The organism is Rhodococcus sp. NPDC057529 (assembly GCF_042802055.1).
Taxonomy (GTDB): Bacteria; Actinomycetota; Actinomycetes; order Mycobacteriales; family Mycobacteriaceae; genus Rhodococcus_F.
The window spans coordinates 148,885-168,145 of sequence record NZ_JBHVEY010000016.1; the positions used below are offsets into that span (position 1 = coordinate 148,885).

The window sequence follows — 19,261 nt, forward strand, 5'->3', positions numbered from 1 at the left end:
GGACAGAAGTTTGCAATTGTGGACTCACTCATAACCCGCGTCGACGTGGTGAATCCCCGGGTCGGGCCGACATCTGCGCCGGGCGCATGGTCCGGGCTGTCTCGCATACGCGACCCTCGTCGAGAACCACGACGCCAACACGGACTGACCGATAGCGCCCCGGCTTCCTGACTGCTCCGATCTCCAGCAACTGATCCACCCGACTACCGAGGCCGGGTCCAGAGTGCTCCGTCGCGCTACCGAAGCACCCTGCCGTGGGAGTTCGAGCGGATCTCCGTTCACCACACAGCCGCGCACACCACGCATGGCCGAGCGTGATCCGGACCCGATCTCCCAACTGGACGACGGCGCGTTCCGGTCAACCCCTCAAGGCGGTGATGCATACTCCACGACTTGCCTCACACTCGGCTCGACCGCCTGCCCGGCACACTCCAGGTTACCGCGGGCGCGCGGACCCGCGGCGGATAATTCCGCCGACCCGGAGTGGGCCGACGCCAGCGCCTCGGCGGGGCGATCAGCACAGTCTGCGGGTTCCCCGTCGTTAACCTTCGGTAGCGTCGACAAGAAGCCTTTCAACATCTGACATTCCCAGGCATGCCACTCGCGGACCATGTTCTCGTGGTTTACGTTTCATGGACCACGTTGACACTCTACGGCCGACAGTCGCCGCAGTTGGCAATCTCGCTGGCCTTCTTCGCCGCAGCGCCAACGACACCACTGGTGACTTTCAGACGAGTTCAGACTCGCAACACTTGTTCTGCAATCGAGGCCCAATCGTCGTCGCCGTGCCCGTCACGAATCGCCTGGTCGAATACCCCGCGGAGGAGTTCGCCGAGAGGGAGAGTCTGATTCTGCTCCGCGGCGGCATCAAGTGCCAGGTGCAGATCCTTCCGTCCCATGATGGTGGTGAGGCCTGCCGGTTGATATTGCCGCTGAGCAATCAGCGAGCCGTAGGACGAGTAGACGACTCCGGGAAACAGCGTCGACGTCAAGAGATCAATCAACTGTAGGGGCTCAACTCCTGTACTCTCCGCGAGACTGACAGCTTCGCCCAGCGACTGTAGCGCGCATGCGATAAGGTAGTTGCCAAGAATCTTGACGATGTTTGCCTGTTCCTGTTTGGTCCCCAAAATCCATGTGCGCGCGCCGATTACATCGAAGAACGGCTGGACACGATCGAGCGATTCCTCTGGGCCCGCCGCCAAGATATTGAGGTTTCCAGCCTCAGCCACCGGAACCCGACCGAAAACAGGTGCGGCAATGTATCCCGCCCCATGTTCTGCATGTAGCGCGGCGGCGCGCCGAGCAAGGTCGGTGCTGACGGTTGACAGGTTGACGTGTACGGAGTCTTTCGGAGCCGCACTGAGGAATCCGGGGTTGAGCAATGTGTCAGTTACTGCTTCATCATTGGAAAGCAGCGAGAAGACCACCCCACTTTGGAAAGCCTCGGCGGGAGACTGCGCTGCTTGCGCGCCCGCTTGTACCAACTCCGCGACCGGCTCTGGCGAGCGATTCCAGACGGTGACGTCGTGGCCGGCAGCCAGCAGATTGCGCGCGATGGGTCGCCCCATCGCGCCAAGCCCGATGATAGAAATACTGCTCATGATGGATGTCCCTTTCTCGAAGAGCTATGTGGCTTGAGCCTGCGGGCTCAGGGTCGTGGGCTCGTCTCTGCCAGGAGTCTGACCGCGGCGTTTGCTCCGCCCGAACGGTCGTGGAGGCGACTCTGGAAGGATCCGCCTGAATCAGCTTTCCGCTGTGGCCATCAGAGTGGCGCGACCGAGGATGTGCGAGGCCATGTTGAAACCAAGGAACGCGGGTGTCGCGTCCTGCGGTATCCCGATGTCTTCAATATCGAGTGCGTGCACGGTGATGAAGTAGCGATGCTCACCGTGCCCCGCGGGCGGAGCGCCTCCGATGAACCGGGCGACACGCGCATCGCCCGCGAGTTGGAATGCGTCGGCAGGGATGTCCAAGCCCGATTCGTCGCCGGCTCCTTCGGGCAGGGAGTTGACGGTGGCAGGAATGTTGACGACGGCCCAGTGCCAGAAGCCGGAACCAGTCGGCGCGTCGGGATCGTACATCGTCACCGCATAGCTCTTGGTGCCCTCGGGTGCACCGCTCCAGGACAGCTGCGGAGAGATATCCTGGCCGCCCGGGACTCCGAATGCACCGGAGCGCTGCGCTATGGGGAGCGGCTGTCCATCGGCGATGGTCGTGCTTGTCACGAAGAAGCTCGGCACCTCGGGCAGACGTGCAAATGGATTGTTCTGCTCTTTCATTTCATTCCTCTTCTAGAAGGAGTTTCGTCCCGGCGTTCCGGACGTGTGGTGCCGAGGATGGCCAGCGCTATGAGCGGGATCAGGCCGAAGCCGACCATGATCGCGCCGACTGCGTCGGGTCCGGTGACACCGAGGGAGGACTCGAGTGCGTATCCCGCAATCCACGAACCGAGAGCTACGCCACCGTTGTAGGCGGCCACGGCTGAAGCGGCAGCGAGGGTAGGTGCGGCGCTGGCGAGTCGGATCGACAGTCCAGTGGCAAGCGGTGGGATGCAGAGTCCCGCAGCGCCGACAAGGAAGATCAGGACGAAGGTTGCAACGGTGTTGGTCGAGAACGGGACGAGCAGGGCGAGGACGATTGTGCCGAGAACCGTGGCACCAATGAACGTGATGACAGCGTGCTTGTCACCCAGACGACCGGCCAGGTTGGTTCCAAGCAGGCAGCCGATTCCGAAAACGACCAGCGCGATCGGCACGGTCCACTGCGGCAGTCCTGTCCGGTACGTGAGCAGCGGCTGAATGTAGCTGAACGCGGCCATGACACCGCCGCTGACTACGGCGGTTGCCGCGAGAACCAGCCAGATCTTCACCTGGCGGAAGGAGCGAAGCTCCGCAACGATCGAGGCTGGATCGGTTGCGCTGTGTGATGGGGCGATGCGACCGATGATCGCGGCAGCGATAACGGTGAGGATCGTCAGCATCCAGAACGTACCCCGCCAGCCGACCAGCTGGCCGAGGAAGGCGCCTAGAGGAACGCCCGCGACCGTCGCAAGACCGACCCCGCTCATCATGAGACCAAGGGCGCGGGACGCCAGCACGGGGCCAGCCGCAGCCGTCGCTGCGACGGCTGCGACCGACCAGAACGCACCCGTCGCGACTGCCGAGATGAACCGTGCGACGAGGCTGGCCTCGAAGCTGCTACTGAGTGCGGTGAAGGCGTGCCCGACAGCGAAGACCATAAGTGCCCCGACCAAGGACACGCGCGGCGACAGCCGGCGAGTCGCGATCGCCATTAGCGGGGCCCCGACGGCCATCCCGATTGCAAAGATCGTGATCAAGAGACCCGCACGCGCCTCGGTTATCTGAAGATCCGTGGAAATCTGAGAAAGGAGACCGGCGACGATGTTCTCCGTGGTGCACATGAGGAAGGCACCGATCATGAGCAGCGGAACTACAAGGGGCATCCGCTGCTTGGGGCGCCGGCCGCTGTTCCGTTTACTGGTGAGGCCCGGTGAACTTTCGATTGTGCGGATGGTGGTCACGTGTAGTCCTGTCTGTGAGCGCTGGAGGGCGAGCCACTCTGGCACCGCGGCCGCCGCATTTCGGAGGTGATGGGGTGGAGGAGGATCCCGGGTCTGCAGGAGGGCTCACCGGGACCTATCTAGAAAACCGTGAATTCCTTTCACACGGAACGCCCGCTTGAACCACGTTCCGACGCACCCAGGGTCTGACAGGGCACCCCAGGGCGAGGTAGTGCGGCCTAGAATGTCGATGTGGAAAGACGAGCGGAGATCAAGGACTTCCTCGCGTCACGCCGAGCACGAGTCTCGCCGGAGGACGCGGGGGTCCCGACGTTCGGCGGGGTCCGTCGCGTTTCCGGGCTCCGTCGGGAAGAAGTAGCGCACCTGGCAGGAGTTAGCGTCGACTATTACGCACGCATTGAGCGCGGCCAGACCCGTGGGGTCTCGATGGAGGTCCTTGATGCGATCGCGACCGCTCTCCGGCTGGATGACGCTGAACGCGAGCATCTATTGGATCTGGTTCGAGCAACCAGACCTGAGAGCACAGTTCGTCGACAGGCTCGCCGGACGTCCAGAGCGCGGGTCTCGACCGGTGTTCAGCTCGTCCTGGATTCGATCACCGTCCCGGCAATCGTGCAGAACATCTGCGGAGACCACTTGGCGTCCAACGCCATTGGCAGGGCACTCTACGGTAACGCGACCGACCCCGCCGAACCGTTCAACTACGCCCGGTTCGTCTTCCTCGACCCGCGTGCCCGCGAGTTCTACCGCGACTATCGCCTGATGCAGCGCAACAACGTAGCACTCCTTCGCCAAGCCGTTGGTCGCGAGCCCCACGATGAGGGGCTCATCCGCCTCATCGGCGAACTCTCCACATCCAGCCCGGAGTTTACGGAGCTCTGGGCCTCGCATGACGTGCTCCGCTACAGGTCCGGGATCAAGCGCTACCACCACCAACTCGTAGGCGACGTGGAGTTCGGCTATGAGTCGTTCGAACTCACAACCGACCCGGGACTGCTCATGCTTGTGTACACGGTAGAGCCGGGTTCACCGACCGCGCAGGCCATGCAACTGCTCGCGAATTGGACACTCCCTCATCCCTCGATTGATGAACAGACTCCCGACGAATTGCGTGGTGAGGATCTTTTCGTTGGAAGAGACGCTGAACGCACGGACATATGCGAGAGCGACGTTACGGACGGGAACCGTAGGAATCCTGAGAAGTAAAATGGTTGGCGACTGCCTAATTCGGTCGGCACCGACGGGCTCACAGTGAGGTTGTCTCTGTACGTCTCCCTCAAGCGCGGCCGTCGTCACGAGTGTGGCGGGGCAGGTGTGACTGTTCTCATGGTCTTGCGAATAGCGAATACAGGCGAGGCGGCGCGCGCAGCTTCGCCGCGGCGACTTTGACGCGAGGGCCCAAGGTGAAGGTCAAATTCGGTCGGACAGCGATCTTGATGGAACCGCCGCCGCGCAGGTCTAGATGGCACAACCATTCAATGTCGGCCCGCAGGCATACCTTCCGGATGGTAGGCGCCATAAGGCACGAAAGCGAAGATCGTCCACCGCCATCATGTCTGTACCCAATCCTGGTGCCGAAAGGCCGAGTGCCCACCCAGGGTAGTCACTCATCCTTTTGATGCTCGGCGCCGGCGGACGTACAGGACTATTGAGGAAGAGCACGCGCGGGCGGGCCGCCTCTAGGACCGCGTTAAGATCTCGCCATTCCCCGCACCGAGTGGCGGCCCCTGACAAGCTCAGCCACCTGGGTATTCGGTCTCATTAGCCACCTATCCCTCCCGGGGACGCCTCGCAGGCGTGAAAATGGGGTCGGGTCGCCTGCCGACGCCGAGTCCCCCTTGGGCCTGAGCTCGTTCATTAGCCTGGCGCCGGGGCCCCGACCTGGAAGGGTCACGCATTGTTGCTTCGAGCACGCCGGTCAGAATTTCGGTTCCCTTGACCGAGGCCCCAGGCGGCCCGCCGTTGTGATTGCGTGCGGAATGTGGAAGGAGGACAACAGAATGAATTCACTACCCGAACAGATTCCCGATGCAGAGCACGAACTGGTGGTCGAGCGGGTGTGTGCCATCGACGTGGCCAAGGCCTCGGGAAAGGTGTGTACCCGGACACCGGATCCGAAACGACCAGGCCGGCGGGCCAGCACGGTGTGGAACGTCCCGGCCACAACCGCCGCGATTACGGACCTCGGCGAGCAACTGGTGGCGGCAGGCATCGAGAAGATCACCGTTGAATCGACGTCGGACTACTGGCGGATCTGGTTCTATCTGCTCGAATCGGCAGGGTTGACGATGCAGCTGGTCAACGCCCGCGATGTGAAGAACGTGCCGGGGCGCCCGAAAACGGACAAGCTCGACGCCGTGTGGCTCGCCAAACTCACCGAGAAAGGTCTACTGCGTCCGAGTTTCGTCCCGCCGCAACCGATCCGACAGCTGCGCGACTACACCCGGCTGCGGATCGATCTGACCCGCGAACGCACCCGCTATTGGCAACGGCTTGAGAAACTGCTCGAGGACGCGCTGATAAAGGTGTCGTCGGTGGCTTCCCGTATGGACACCTTGTCGGTGCGCGACATGCTGGAGGCACTGATCGCGGGCGAACGTAACCCGCGGCGGCTTGCCGGTCTGGCCCGCGGCGCGATGAAGGCCAAGCACACCGCCCTCGTCGAGGCGCTCACCGGCCGGTTCGACGATCATCACGCCGAGCTGGCCCGGATGCTGCTCGACCAGATCGACACCCTCAACGCACAGATCGCCAGGCTCACCACCCGCATCGACGACCTGCTGGTCACCATCATCGACGAGCACAGTGACCCGGTGACGTCCGACGACCAGGACGCCGCGCGCGACGGGTCAGGGCTCACCACGATCGAGCGGCTCGACGAAATTCCCGGCATCGGGCGTGCCGCTGCGCAGATCATTCTCGCCGAGGTCGGGCTGGACATGACAGTATTCCCCACCGCCGCGCACCTGGTGTCGTGGGCGAAACTGTGCCCGCGCACCATCCAGTCCGGGCCGATCCAGCGCGGCGGCCGAACCGGCAAGGGCAACCCCTACCTCAAGGGGGTGCTCGGCGAGGCCGCCACCGCAGCCGCCAAGACAAACACCTTCCTCGGCGAACGCTACCGGCGAATAGTCAAACGTCGAGGCAAGCTCAAAGCCCTCGTCGCCGTCGCCCGCTCCATCCTCGTCGTGGTCTGGCATCTGCTGATCGACGCAAACGCCCGGTTCCACGACCTCGGCGCCGACTACCACACCCGCTACATCGACACCGAACGCAAGCTTCGCAGCCACCTCGCCCAGCTCGCCGCCCTCGGCTACCGCGTCACCGTCACGCCCGCCGCCTAGCCCAAACCCATACCTTCACAACCTGATCCGGCTCCGCAAGCTACGCCGGATGCTATCGCCTGCCACTCACCTTCAGCACTTTCCGGTCAGGTGTGCTGGACACAGCTGAGTCCCGCCAGCAGGCCTCCTTGGAATCCGCGATTTGCCGATATCGTTCGTCGGATTCATTCCAGACTGCCAAACTTCGATTCGATACGAACTGAAGGCAGAATATGCGCTCTCACGGGAACCCCCTACTGGGACCCGTCGCGTCAATACAGTTTTGGCATCTGCGCCAACCAAGACGTTCGCGAACCAGTCACTCGGCCCGCCGGAGCGTCGCGTTGAAGTAACAGTTCTCTGACACCTTGTAAGAAATCCAGTCAAATTCATGCCGATGTGAAGGTTACCTGTATGTACCGGCGCGACCCATAGTGGACACAGTTGCCGCGGAAATCCGCGCACAAGAAGGGAAGAATCCGTGCCAAACACGAATACGATCAGTCATTGGCTCGACGGCAAGCCGTTCATGGGCTCTAGCGAAAATGTCGCTCCTGTTACAAATCCTGCAACGGGCGAGGTCACCGGCCAGCTCGTACTCGCAAACATTTCCGATGCCCGCGCCGTCATCGACTCCGCCGCCGCCGCGTTCCCCGCCTGGCGCGACACCTCCCTCGCCAAGCGCACCCAGATCATCTTCAAATTCCGGGAACTGCTCAACGCCCGCAAAGGCGAGTTGGCCGAGATCATCACCTCCGAACACGGCAAGGTCGTCTCCGACGCCCTCGGCGAGGTGAGCCGCGGCCAGGAAGTCGTCGAATTCGCCTGCGGCATCGCGCACCTGCTCAAGGGCGGCATGACGGAGAACGCGTCCACCAACGTCGACGTCTCCTCCCTCCGCCAGCCCGTCGGCCCGGTCGGGATCATCTCCCCCTTCAACTTCCCCGCCATGGTCCCGATGTGGTTCTTCCCCATCGCCATCGCCGCCGGCAACACCGTCGTCCTCAAGCCGTCCGAGAAGGACCCCACCGCCGCGATCTGGATGGCCGAACTCTGGGCCGAAGCCGGACTCCCGGCCGGCGTGTTCAACGTCCTCCAGGGCGACAAGACCTCCGTCGACGAACTCCTCACCCACCCCGCGATCAAGGCGATCAGCTTCGTCGGGTCCACCCCCATCGCCCAGTACGTCTACGCCACCGGCACCGCCCACGGCAAACGCGTCCAAGCCCTCGGCGGGGCGAAGAACCACGCCATCGTCCTGCCCGACGCCGACCTCGACCTCGCCGCCGACGCCATGGTCAACGCCGGCTTCGGCTCCGCCGGCGAACGCTGCATGGCCATCTCCGCCCTCGTCGCCGTCGGGGACATCGCCGACGAACTCGTCGCGAAGATCAAGACGCGCACCGACACGTTGAAGATCGGCGACGGCACCAAAGACTCCGACATGGGACCGCTGGTGACGAAGGTGCACCGCGACAAGGTCGCCTCCTACATCGACGCCGGCGAAAACGACGGCGCGACCATCGTGGTGGACGGCCGGCAGGTGCAGCCCGACGGCGGTGCCGACGGGTTCTGGCTCGGACCCACCCTGATCGACCACGTCACCACCGACATGTCCGTCTACACCGACGAAATCTTCGGACCCGTCCTCTCCGTCATCCGCGTCGACTCCTACGACGAAGCCCTCGAACTGGTGAACTCCAGCCAATTCGGCAACGGCACCGCCATCTTCACCAACGACGGCGGCGCCGCCCGCCGATTCCAGAACGAGGTCGAGGTCGGGATGGTCGGCATCAACGTCCCGATTCCGGTCCCGACCGCGTACTACTCCTTCGGGGGCTGGAAGAACTCCCTGTTCGGCGACACCCACGCCCACGGAACCGAAGGTGTGCACTTCTTCACCCGCGGCAAGGTCGTCACCAGCCGCTGGCTCGACCCCAGCCACGGCGGCCTCAACCTCGGCTTCCCCCAGAACAACTAAGGAACCTCTCCCATGACCGCACAGCTTGACAACCAGATCCTGCCCAACGGTCTTTCTCTTGAGAGTGCCCGCGAGCAGGGCAAGCGCGCGTACGAACTCGACCGCGCGCACGTGTTCCACTCATGGTCGGCACAAGCGAAACTAACGCCCATGACTGTCAGTGCAACGCGAGGGTCGTACATCTGGGATGGCGACGGAAATCGTCTGCTCGACTTCTCCTCCCAGCTGGTCAATACCAACATCGGGCACCAACACCCGGCCGTGGTCGCAGCGATCCAGGAGCAAGCTGCCAAGCTCTGCACCATCGCTCCCCAGCATGTGAATGATGCCCGTTCTGAGGCCGCGCGGCTGATCGCCGAGCGGACCCCGGGTGACCTGAACAAGGTGTTCTTCACCAACGGCGGCGCCGACGCCAACGAGCACGCCGTGCGCATGGCCCGCCTGCACACCGGCCGCTACAAAGTGCTGACGCGGTATCGCTCGTACCACGGTGGCACGGACACCGCGATCAACCTCACCGGCGACCCGCGCCGGTGGCCCAACGACTACGGCAACAGCGGCACTGTCCATTTCTTCGGGCCGTTCCTGTACCGGTCGCCCTTCCATTCGGCGAACGAGCACGAGGAGTCAGAGCGAGCTCTCGAGCACCTCCACAATCTCATCAGGTTTGAGGGACCGTCCTCGATCGCGGCGATCGTACTCGAGTCGATTCCCGGCACTGCCGGGATCATGATCCCGCCGCCGGGCTACATGGCCGGCGTACGTGAATTGTGCGATAAGTACGGCATTATCTTCATTGCCGATGAGGTCATGGCAGGGTTCGGTCGGTCCGGCCGGTGGTTTTCAATCGACCACTTCGACGTGACTCCCGACCTGATCACTTTCGCCAAGGGCGTCAACTCCGGTTACGTGCCGCTGGGCGGCGTTGCGATTAACTCACGCATCGCCGAGACCTTCGACGAGCGTCCCTACCCCGGCGGATTGACCTATTCCGGCCACCCGCTAGCAACAGCCGCTGCAGTAGCGACCATTACCGCTATGGAAGACGAGCACATGGTCGAGAACGCCCGTGCCATCGGAGAGGCGGTGCTCGGACCTGGGTTACGAGGCCTCGCCGAGCGTCATCCGAGTATCGGCGAAGTCCGAGGAGCAGGCGTGTTCTGGGCCGTGGAGCTGGTCTCTGACAGAACGACCAAGGCCCCGCTCGCCCCCTACGGCGGAACAAGCCCCGCAATGACAGCGCTCCTCGGAGAATGCAAATCCCGTGGTCTTCTGCCGTTCGCCAATTTCAACCGGATTCATATCGTTCCTCCGTGCAACGTCAGCGAGAGCGAAGCACATGAAGGCCTCGCAATTCTCGACGAGGCATTGAACATCGCGGACAGTTTCACATCTGTGGGCCGAACCGACTAAGTCCGAATTCAGTTAGCCAGGTTAGAGGCGCACCGGTCCGCCTGATCAACGGGCCGGTGGGCGCTACCCGATCTCATCGACACCGACCTTGCACGACAACTCGAAGCATTTGGAGAAGACAACGATGTCCTCTACTTTGTCCAGGGTCGACTCGGCTGGTCTCCCTGATGGATATCAGGCGGACCAGCCGCGCCCACCAGCGCCATTGAACCGCACGCTCCTCGATTCATTGCAGTCCGGCGGCCTCGAGGTCGAGCTCCGCACGTCCGAACACGACCAACCTTTCGACTTACGGATCGTGCTCTACAGCGGTGAAACCGAGCTTTCCCTGGACGACGTGGTGCCCATTCTGCACAGTCTGGGAATCGGTGTGGTTGACGAACGTCCCACTGCGGTGCAGCGATCGGACGGATTAATCTGCCGGATCTACGATTTCGGAATAACAACTGCCGCGAGTCCCGAAGCTCAGTCCGTCGATGCGCAGGTAGCTGACCGGCTGCTTGACGCTTTCCACGCAGGCTGGGACGGTAGTATCGAACTCGATTCATTTAACAAGTTGATCTTGAGCGCTGGGTTGGATTGGCGACAGTGCGCTGTACTGCGGACATACGCAAAGTATCTCCAACAGGCAACCTTCCCTTATCCACAGCAGCGGATCGCCGCCGTATTGCTCGACAACCCATGCTCGACCAAGGCTCTTGTCGAGCTCTTCGAGTCAAAGTTCGACCCGAGCAACTTCCCCGATCCTTTGTTGCGGCCCCCGAACCAACCTGACGCCAGCGTTGCCGCGCAGGAGATCAGCAAGGTCCTCAGCCTCGACGCCGATCGCATTCTGCGTGCCTATCTATCGCTGATCGAAGCGACAACGCGCACCAACCACTACTCCAAGCCAACCCGGAACCGTCCTCTTGCATTGAAGATTGCAGCCGGACGCGTCACCGAACTTCCAGAGCCTCGGCCTCAGTTCGAAGCCTTCGTGTGCTCACCTCGCGTAGAGGGAACGCACCTTCGGTTCGGAGTCGTCGCGCGCGGAGGCCTACGCTGGTCAGATCGCATCGATGACTACCGTACAGAGGTTCTCGGCCTGGTAAAAGCCCAAGCCGTGAAGAACTCCGTCATCGTTCCTCTCGGCGCCAAAGGTGTGTTCGTCGTCCGGAAACAAACCCAGCTCACCGGAAGCGAGCGTTCCGACCAGGAATCGTTGCACGCCGAGGCGGTATACTGCTACCGCGAATTTATCTCGAGCCTAATCGATTTGACAGACAACCGAAACGCCGTTACAGGAGAAATTGAGACTCCAGATCGTGTGGTTCGGTACGACGAAGACGACGCCTACCTGGTCGTCGCGGCGGACAAAGGCACCGCGCGGTTCTCCGATATCGCCAACGCTATCGCCCAGGATCGAGGATTCTGGCTCGGTGATGCGTTCGCCTCCGGCGGCTCTCTGGGATACGACCACAAGCAGATGGGTATCACCGCCAGGGGCGCATGGGCGAGCGTTCAACGCCACCTCCGCGAAATCGACATCGATGATCAGCTCGATGACTACACTGTCGCCGGCATCGGTGACATGAGTGGCGATGTCTTCGGAAATGGGATGATGCTCAGTGAAAGCTTGCGGTTGATCGCCGCATTCGACCACCGGCACATCTTCGTCGACCCCAACCCAGAACCGGGGCAATCCTTCCGAGAGCGCAAGCGACTGTTTGAGCTCCCCCAATCATCCTGGGCTGACTACAATCCGGATCTGATCAGCGACGGCGGCGGAGTCTGGTCACGCACAAGTAAGTCAATCACGTTGAGCGAGCAGGTTCGTACTGCACTTGGAATCTCCGGCACGGTGTCCTCGCTAACTCCTCCCCAGCTGATTCAGGCCATCCTGCGAGCTCCGGTCGACCTCCTCTGGAACGCAGGCGTCGGAACCTATGTCAAGGCCAGCAACGAAACACACCTCGATGCCAGCGACAAGGCAAATGACAGTGTCCGTGTCGATGCGTCCGACGTTCGCGCGCGCATAGTCGGCGAAGGAGGAAACCTCGGCTTCACTCAGCGAGGGCGAATCGAGTTCGCCCAGTCCGGAGGCGCGATCAACACCGACGCCCTCGACAACTCCGCAGGTGTGAGCTGCTCTGACCACGAGGTCAACATCAAAATTCTTCTCGACGGACTCGTCCGTTCGGAAGACATCTCGAGTGATGAGCGAGCCACTATGCTGGGCGAGATGACGGGACAGGTCGCCTCGTTAGTTCTGGCTGAGAACACCAGCCAGAATGAGCTAATCGGTGAGGCTCGCTTCAGCGCCGCTCCCTTCACTAAGGCATATGCCCGACTCACGGCCGATCTCGAAGACAACCACCAGCTGAATCGCGCATTGGAGGCACTACCGACGCCCATCGGGTTTGAGGCGCTTACCCAGGCGGAGCAAGGGCTCACTTCGCCGGAGTTGGCGACGCTAGCGGCTCATACGAAGCTGGCGCTCAAGGCGGACCTTCAACGATCGGACTTCCTGGACCACCATGATCTATTCGACAACCTGTTGTGCGCCTACTTTCCAACCCCGATTTCCAACCGCTTTCCGGATGCGATCCGCAATCACCCACTTCGCCGGGAAATCATCGCCACCCAGCTCGTCAACAAGGTGGTCGACCGCGGTGGTATCACCTATGCGCTCAGGCTGTCCGAGGAGACAGGCGCAAGTACGACGGATGTAGTCCGTGCCTACGCCACGGCTTCGTCGATCTTCGGATTCGATGGACTGTGGACGCGAATCCATAACCGCACCCACTCCGCCGAGGTCACATATGCGTTGACCACCGAAGTGCGACGTCTGCTCGATCGTGCGTCTCGATGGTTGCTCGCGAACCGACCTCAGCCACTCGCTGTCGGTGCGGAGATTCGCCGATTCGGGCCGCTTATATCGCAGCTGTCCACGCCCATCGGCGCCTGGCTGCGGGGCACGGAACATGCAAGCGTGCAGAGTACGACTGCCCAGTGGGTCGAGCGTGGCCTACACCCCACTTTGGCACGCGACGTGAGCGAGCTGCTATTCCGATACTCCCTGCTCGATATTATCGAAGCCGCGGACGTCACGACACGAGACCCATTCGAAGTTGCCGAGCTGTATTTCTCTCTGTCCGACCATCTTCAGATCGACAAGCTGTTGATCGCCGTTTCGTCCCTGCCTCGTGAGGAACGTTGGAACGCGCTCGCGCGCCTTGCGCTTCGCGATGATCTCTATCGTTCGCTACGCACACTCACGCAGGATGTCTGCACCTCAACATGCCTCCACGACAACTCAAGTCAGAAGCTGATGCGTTGGGAGAGCGTGAACGCAGCCCGCCTCGCACGCTCGCGAACGACTCTTCGCGAAATCGCAAATCAAGGTGTGTACACCCTCGCCACCCTGTCGGTTGCGGCACGAGAGATCCGGACGATGGCTCAGACTCAGATTTAATTAGGATAGCCGCAGCAGCAACTGCTACTGATGTGATTCGCGTTCGTTGTCACGTATAGGTGGAGAGGGCTGCTTCGTGATGGAGTCGATGGTTGAATGGTGAGCGTGTCGGTGGCGGTGGCGGATCGCCATGGATAGTCTGAGTGCGCACCGGGTCGACTCCCTACTCGACCCTCTGGTGTAGAAGTCCCACCGAACCCCATCCATAGACCGGTGGGGCTTCGCCCGGCGCATCGATGAGGGATGCGGCACGGGACCCCGCCGACAGCGCCTCACATGGCCTGTCGGTGGGTTCTCTAGTGACTCCGTTTCGGCTGTCCGCGACAGAAGGGGATAGCCGATTCGGGTTGCCGAACTCGGCGGCGGGCCAACCGAGAGGCCCGCTCAGTCGGGCCGATGATGCCGGGGGCGGATCGGGTGCAGTCGGTACTGCGGCGTGGTCGTTCTTGCGGTGTGATCATATGGGGGCCAGCCGCACCCACGCAGCTAGTTTCGCGTGGGTGTCGAGGGCGTTCATGCGAGTTGGCCGAGTGATTCTTCAGTGGTGACTCCCACCATGGTCCACATGGCTCCGTTCCCGCGTGACTTTGCCCCACAATGTCGGCATTCGTCGACGCTGATTGGGACATAGAATTTTCCCAAACGGGCGCAGCCAGTCGTGGACCGATGCGGTGGTCCATGACATATCTACGGGCCGATGGTGATCATCGCTTGGTTGCTGGAGCCTTCGGCACCGCGAATACGTGTAAGGACAGTCGGCTTCGCCACGGCTCTTCGGAGAGAACGGAACCCGCCATCCACACTATGGACAGCGGGTTCCCATCGGCGGTCCCGAGTCGGGTAAGTCGGACCGCCGAAGCATCGGAGACTCGGCCAGCCGGGGTTTGGCTGGCGGGATCAAGCGTTGCTCTACGGAGGAGGGCACCCCAGCGATTGTATGAGGCATGGAACTCGGTCAAAGTACTGTGACGCAGCAAATCACAAGACTTTCTCGTGGCACGCTTGTACCACAAGAGATGTCGGTAGTGTGCGACCTCTAATACGTCACACTCGTCCAATGCGACTCTGCGGGGCTGAGCGCAAGCCCGCAGGGTTTCGGTCTCTTGTCCGGGAACGATGTTGGTCCAGTTGAACAACCGCCTACCATCAGCATCACGCGAAGCGCACGATGTCCTGGATCCTCCAGTCAGCCGGCCAGGCTCCACCGACTTCGGGAGGAACTCCGGCGGTTCCAACTACATCATGGCTTTCCGGTCGACGAGGATGTCCCTCCTAATGTAGAGGCTATAACCGGCGACCAGACACAGAGGGACGCGGGGCTCAGGCGTTCCACTCCAAGCGCGGGGGAAGCTTCCCCTGGAACTGACCAATGCCGCGAACTGCTGCCGATCCGAGTTCACGAGGCTAAGAACCTGTTGACCGGGTCCGTGCTGGTGACGTTCACTGGGATCGGCGGTGCCGGCAAAACGCGCCTGCGTGCGATATGGGTCTCGGTCGCCGTGCAGCGCGAACATTGCCAGCGGTGATCGGCTCATCATGTCGTCGCTAGCCGACGCAGTGGCCGGCCTACCGAAGTTACGAGACCACTCGACGAGTCCGCCACAGGATTTGCCGATCCGGTTTCTTGCACAGCGAGAGGTGATATTACCCAAGTACGACGCGGTGTCGTTGTTCGTCGAGCGAGGTGCTTCCGCGGCTCCGGGGTTGGCGCTCGCCGAGGGAACGCGGTGACGGGGATTTGTCACCGGCCGACGGATTGCTGCTGTCGATCGAATTGGCCGCGGCTCAGTTGCGGACGATGTCGCCCGAGAAGATCCTGCACCGGCTGATCGATCGTTTCCCGCTGCTGACCCGCGGCAGCCGGGGTGCGCCAATACGGCGCCAGGCTTTGCGGTTGTGCATCGAGTTGTCTTCCGCCCGCGAATTTACTGGCGGGGGTGGCGATCTTCGCGGGACGCGTCGCACTCGATGCAGCGGAGCCTGACCAACCGCGGGAAGCAGGCTTCCCGTTATGACGGGCCAGGTCGGTGCTATGCGGATCCCATCTACCAGCGAAGATCGCACAGTGAGGGGATCGATTCGACGGGTGGTTTGCCCGGAGCTGCGCTGAGCTCATTGTCCTTAGCAATGAGCCCAGCGCAGCTTGGATCTGGCAGTCCCTGGTGTCCTCAAACCTCCCAGTAAGGAAGCTTTTCCTTCGCCGCACCCGGATGCGTGACCGCACCGCGCATCGCGGGACCGACCTGGTCAGCGTATTTCCAGAGCGCACCGCTGGCATAGTCGTTCTCACGCGGCTTCCACAAAGACCGACGCCTCGACAGTTCTTCCTCGGTGAGCTCAACCGAGAGCGTTCCCGCGTCAACATCAACGCTGACGACATCACCGTCTTCGAGCAGGGCGATAGGACCACCTTCCGCAGCCTCGGGACCTACGTGACCGATGCAGAAGCCGCGCGTTGCGCCCGAGAATCGCCCATCAGTGATGATGGCAACCTTGGTTCCCATTCCCTGTCCTGCCAATGCTGCTGTAGTGGCGAGCATCTCGCGCATTCCAGGTCCGCCCTTTGGTCCTTCGTAACGGATGACGAGGACATCACCTGGCTCGTAGTTACGTGTCAGCACAGCTTCGTGACATAGTTCTTCACTGTCGAAGACACGCGCCGGCCCCGTGAACGTGCGGATCTTCATCCCGGCCACCTTGACGATGGCACCGTCGGGGGCAAGATTGCCGCGCAAACCCGCTACACCACCGGACGCGGTGATGGGTGCATCCGCGGGGTAGACGACGTCTTGCTGTGAATTCCATTTCACATCAGCAAGGTTTTCGGCAATTGTGCGTCCCGTAACTGTCAGCGCGTCGCCATGGATGAATCCGTGGTCGAGAAGCGTCTTCAGAACCAACGGGAAACCCCCTGCCGCGAAGAGGTCCGTTGCAACGTACCTGCCTCCCGGCTTGAGATCCGTCAGGTATGGCGTTCGACGGAAGACTTCCACCACATCGAACAAATCGAAGTCGATGCCGCACTCATGGGCAAGTGCAGGTAGGTGGAGCGCCGCATTTGTCGAGCCGCCGGTTGCTGCCACAACAGCGGCGGCATTCTCGAGCGCCTCTCTAGTGACGATGTCACGCGGGCGAATAGACGCATCCAACAGATCGAGGACAGTCTCCCCGGCGCGTCGATTCGATTCCTGGCGACTCTCGTAAACCGCGGGAGTACCCGCAGAGTACGGCAGCGCCAGCCCGATCGCTTCTGACACTGCAGCCATTGTGTTCGCGGTGGCCTGGGCGCCACAGGCTCCAGCTCCTGGGCAGGCCACCCGCTCGATCTGATCGAGTTCCTGATCTGACATATCGCCGACTGAGTGCATGCCGACTGACTCGAACATATCTTGGCTAGTGACATCTCGGTTCTGAAACACACCCGGCAATGTCGACCCACCGTAAATGAAGAGGGACGGAATGTTCAGCCGCAACATTGCCATCATCATTCCGGGAATGGTCTTGTCGCAGGCCCCGAGCGCTACCAATCCATCGTAGGAGTGCCCGCGCATCACGAGTTCCACTGAGTCGGCGATTACCTCGCGTGATGGCAAGGAGGCGCGCATGCCCGCGTGACCCATTGCGATGACGTCGGTAACGCTGATTGTGTTGAACTCGCGCGGTGTTCCGCCCGCCGCGGACACACCAGCCTTGACATCTTGCGCCTGCTTGTCCAGGTTGATGTTGCACGGCGCAACCTCGCTCCAGCAGGTTGCCACCCCAATCAGTGGTTGATGGATCTGATCTTCAGTCAAACCCATCGAGTACAGGAAGGAGCGGTGCGGAGCACTCTGCGGCCCCTCGGTGACGTGGCGGCTGCGGAGGTTCTCCTTTAGTCGCTGATCGGAACCCACGATTATCCCTTCTTCCTGCTCGGAGCTACTTGAACTCGGCTCGCTGCGCGCGACCTTGCCCGAATGAGATGTTCGTACGGGCTACCTCGATGATGTTGATGAGCGCGTCGTCCGCGCGGAGCCCAGCCGTACTCACCAGGTTGGCGTTGATGTCACGCAGGATCCCCCTCTTCACCTCGTCGCCGCGACCCTCGATGAAGGTGATCTCAATGATCAGTAGTTCTCGCGAGTACTCAAGCCCGAGGTATCCGTCGGTGTGACGGAAGTCGGTGTCGTCGTACTCCTGGAACAGCTGGTAACGATCCTCGTCGGGGATTCCGAGATTCTCTACCAAGGCCTTCTGGATCGAAGTGGCGATCGCATCCTTCTGCTCGGGCGTGCGACCCTTACGGAGATGAACCTTCACAGTGGGCATAACAAGAGCTCCTTTACTTTGTAACGAGGGGTTCAGTGATGGATCCAACATCAGAGCTGGCGACGCAAACCTGTCGTTGCGAGCCAAGCTTGGAGATAGCGAGTGTGACGACATCACCCTCACTCAGGTATACCGGTTCCGGCTTCAGACCCATTCCGACTCCTGCCGGCGTCCCTGTCGCAACAATGTCACCGGGATGCAGGGTCATGAACTGGCTGATGTAAGACACGAGAGTTGCAACATCGAAGATCATGTCTCGAGTGGACCCGTCCTGCCGACGAACACCGTTGACTTCGAGAGTCAAAGCGAGATCTTGGGGATCGCCAACTTCGTCGGCGGTGACAAGCCAGGGCCCGAGCGGACCGAAGCTGTCATATCCCTTCCCCTTGTCCCACGACCCTCCGCGGGCGAGCTGATACTCGCGTTCGGACACATCGTTCACGATGAGGTAACCGGCGACGTGCGAGAGAGCGTCACGTTCTGTGACATGCTTCGCCGTTTTACCGATGACGACGCCGAGTTCAACTTCCCAGTCAGTCTTTACACTTCCCGGCGGGATAACGATGTCATCGTTTGGACCGGCTATCGATGACGTGGATTTCAGGAATACGATCGGCTCAGTCGGAGGGGTCATGTTGGACTCATCCGCGTGGGCAAAGTAGTTAAGCCCCACCGCGACCAGCTTCCCAACGTTCGCAATCGGCGGACCCAACCTCGGGACGCCCTCGACGGGAGTAAGGTTTGCCAGGTCTACTCCGACGATCGTTTCCAGCTGCTCGCCAATCACCTCAGGGGTAATGTCAGCGACGAGACTGCCAGCGTCCCAAAGCCTGCCGTCGTCATCAATGATGGCCGGGCGCTCACGCCCAATTTCACCGTATCGCGCAAGGCGCATGTTCTCTCCTGCGAAAAAATTTGGCCCCGCACAGGGCTATTAAACATCTGGAGGATCCCCAGAAACTGTGGGGCGATTCCATGACTACACACCGCGGTATGCATGTGTGATTCGAACTACAACCTAAGTTATATGTATGCCGTCATACTTGTCAAGATCCGCTCGACAGAATCCACGTGGTGGCTCCATGACACTCACGAATATGCAGCAATCGGAGGCCGGGCACTCACCGAGGACAGCTGGCTCCCTGTCGCACCGAGGTATGCGGACGAGTGAACATTTCAGCAGGTCAGCGAGGTGCACGGTGCCACTGTCTAGTGAGCATTCAGATCGGCCGATCGCC

General features: G+C 61.5%; 11 protein-coding genes. 5 read left to right on the top strand and 6 right to left on the bottom strand.

What is annotated here, in order from left to right; translation table 11 throughout:
• Positions 1–737: 737 nt before the first annotated feature.
• The 3 genes from ACFU5V_RS28775 to ACFU5V_RS28785 all read right to left on the bottom strand — a co-directional run bounded on the left by ACFU5V_RS28775 (position 738) and on the right by ACFU5V_RS28785 (position 3,544).
• Positions 738–1,604: an NAD(P)-dependent oxidoreductase gene (locus ACFU5V_RS28775; protein ID WP_378703294.1), complete on the bottom strand. Its 867-nt coding sequence runs from the start codon at positions 1,602–1,604 to the stop codon at positions 738–740.
• Positions 1,605–1,745: 141 nt separating this feature from the next.
• Positions 1,746–2,282 carry a YbhB/YbcL family Raf kinase inhibitor-like protein gene (locus ACFU5V_RS28780; RefSeq protein WP_378703295.1) on the bottom strand — a complete coding sequence of 179 codons (537 nt, stop codon included), beginning with the start codon at positions 2,280–2,282 and terminating at the stop codon, positions 1,746–1,748.
• On the bottom strand, positions 2,279–3,544 hold the full coding sequence (locus ACFU5V_RS28785) for an MFS transporter (protein WP_378703296.1): 1,266 nt from the start codon (positions 3,542–3,544) through the stop codon (positions 2,279–2,281). Before ACFU5V_RS28785 ends, ACFU5V_RS28780 begins: the two co-directional genes overlap by 4 nt.
• A gap of 231 nt (positions 3,545–3,775) precedes the next feature.
• Here ACFU5V_RS28785 and ACFU5V_RS28790 point away from each other — a divergent pair, with 231 nt between their 5' ends.
• The 5 genes from ACFU5V_RS28790 (at position 3,776) to ACFU5V_RS28810 (ending at position 13,715) form a co-directional block, all read left to right on the top strand.
• A complete protein-coding gene (locus tag ACFU5V_RS28790; protein ID WP_378703297.1) occupies positions 3,776–4,750 on the top strand; it encodes a helix-turn-helix transcriptional regulator in 975 nt (324 codons plus the stop codon).
• Positions 4,751–5,544: 794 nt separating this feature from the next.
• Positions 5,545–6,888, top strand: coding sequence for an IS110 family transposase (locus ACFU5V_RS28795; protein WP_378703298.1), 1,344 nt, complete (start codon positions 5,545–5,547; stop codon positions 6,886–6,888).
• Positions 6,889–7,348: 460 nt separating this feature from the next.
• Positions 7,349–8,848 (top strand): CoA-acylating methylmalonate-semialdehyde dehydrogenase, encoded by a 1,500-nt coding sequence (locus tag ACFU5V_RS28800; RefSeq protein ID WP_378703299.1) that lies wholly within the window; start codon positions 7,349–7,351, stop codon positions 8,846–8,848.
• A gap of 12 nt (positions 8,849–8,860) precedes the next feature.
• Positions 8,861–10,261 (top strand): aspartate aminotransferase family protein, encoded by a 1,401-nt coding sequence (locus ACFU5V_RS28805; RefSeq protein ID WP_378703300.1) that lies wholly within the window; start codon positions 8,861–8,863, stop codon positions 10,259–10,261.
• A 124-nt stretch (positions 10,262–10,385) separates the two neighbouring features.
• Complete coding sequence (locus ACFU5V_RS28810; protein WP_378703301.1) at positions 10,386–13,715, top strand: NAD-glutamate dehydrogenase domain-containing protein; 3,330 nt, start codon at positions 10,386–10,388, stop codon at positions 13,713–13,715.
• 2,168 nt (positions 13,716–15,883) lie between these two features.
• Here ACFU5V_RS28810 and ilvD read toward each other — a convergent pair.
• From ilvD to ACFU5V_RS28825, 3 genes are read right to left on the bottom strand one after another with little or no spacing between them, the layout of a single operon-like run.
• Complete coding sequence (ilvD, locus tag ACFU5V_RS28815) at positions 15,884–17,608, bottom strand: dihydroxy-acid dehydratase (RefSeq protein ID WP_378703302.1); 1,725 nt, start codon at positions 17,606–17,608, stop codon at positions 15,884–15,886.
• 25 nt (positions 17,609–17,633) lie between these two features.
• Positions 17,634–18,023 (bottom strand): tautomerase family protein, encoded by a 390-nt coding sequence (locus ACFU5V_RS28820; protein ID WP_378703303.1) that lies wholly within the window; start codon positions 18,021–18,023, stop codon positions 17,634–17,636.
• A gap of 13 nt (positions 18,024–18,036) precedes the next feature.
• Positions 18,037–18,918 (bottom strand): fumarylacetoacetate hydrolase family protein, encoded by an 882-nt coding sequence (locus ACFU5V_RS28825; protein WP_378703304.1) that lies wholly within the window; start codon positions 18,916–18,918, stop codon positions 18,037–18,039.
• Positions 18,919–19,261: the final 343 nt, after the last annotated feature.

Coding starts and splice junctions, on each gene's coding strand:
- ACFU5V_RS28795 (WP_378703298.1), top strand. CDS start 5,545: ATGAATTCACTACCCGAACAGATTCCCGATGCAGAGCACGAACTGGTG.
- ACFU5V_RS28820 (WP_378703303.1), bottom strand. CDS start 18,023: ATGCCCACTGTGAAGGTTCATCTCCGTAAGGGTCGCACGCCCGAGCAG.
- ACFU5V_RS28825 (WP_378703304.1), bottom strand. CDS start 18,918: ATGCGCCTTGCGCGATACGGTGAAATTGGGCGTGAGCGCCCGGCCATC.
- ACFU5V_RS28780 (WP_378703295.1), bottom strand. CDS start 2,282: ATGAAAGAGCAGAACAATCCATTTGCACGTCTGCCCGAGGTGCCGAGC.
- ACFU5V_RS28810 (WP_378703301.1), top strand. CDS start 10,386: ATGTCCTCTACTTTGTCCAGGGTCGACTCGGCTGGTCTCCCTGATGGA.
- ACFU5V_RS28775 (WP_378703294.1), bottom strand. CDS start 1,604: ATGAGCAGTATTTCTATCATCGGGCTTGGCGCGATGGGGCGACCCATC.
- ACFU5V_RS28805 (WP_378703300.1), top strand. CDS start 8,861: ATGACCGCACAGCTTGACAACCAGATCCTGCCCAACGGTCTTTCTCTT.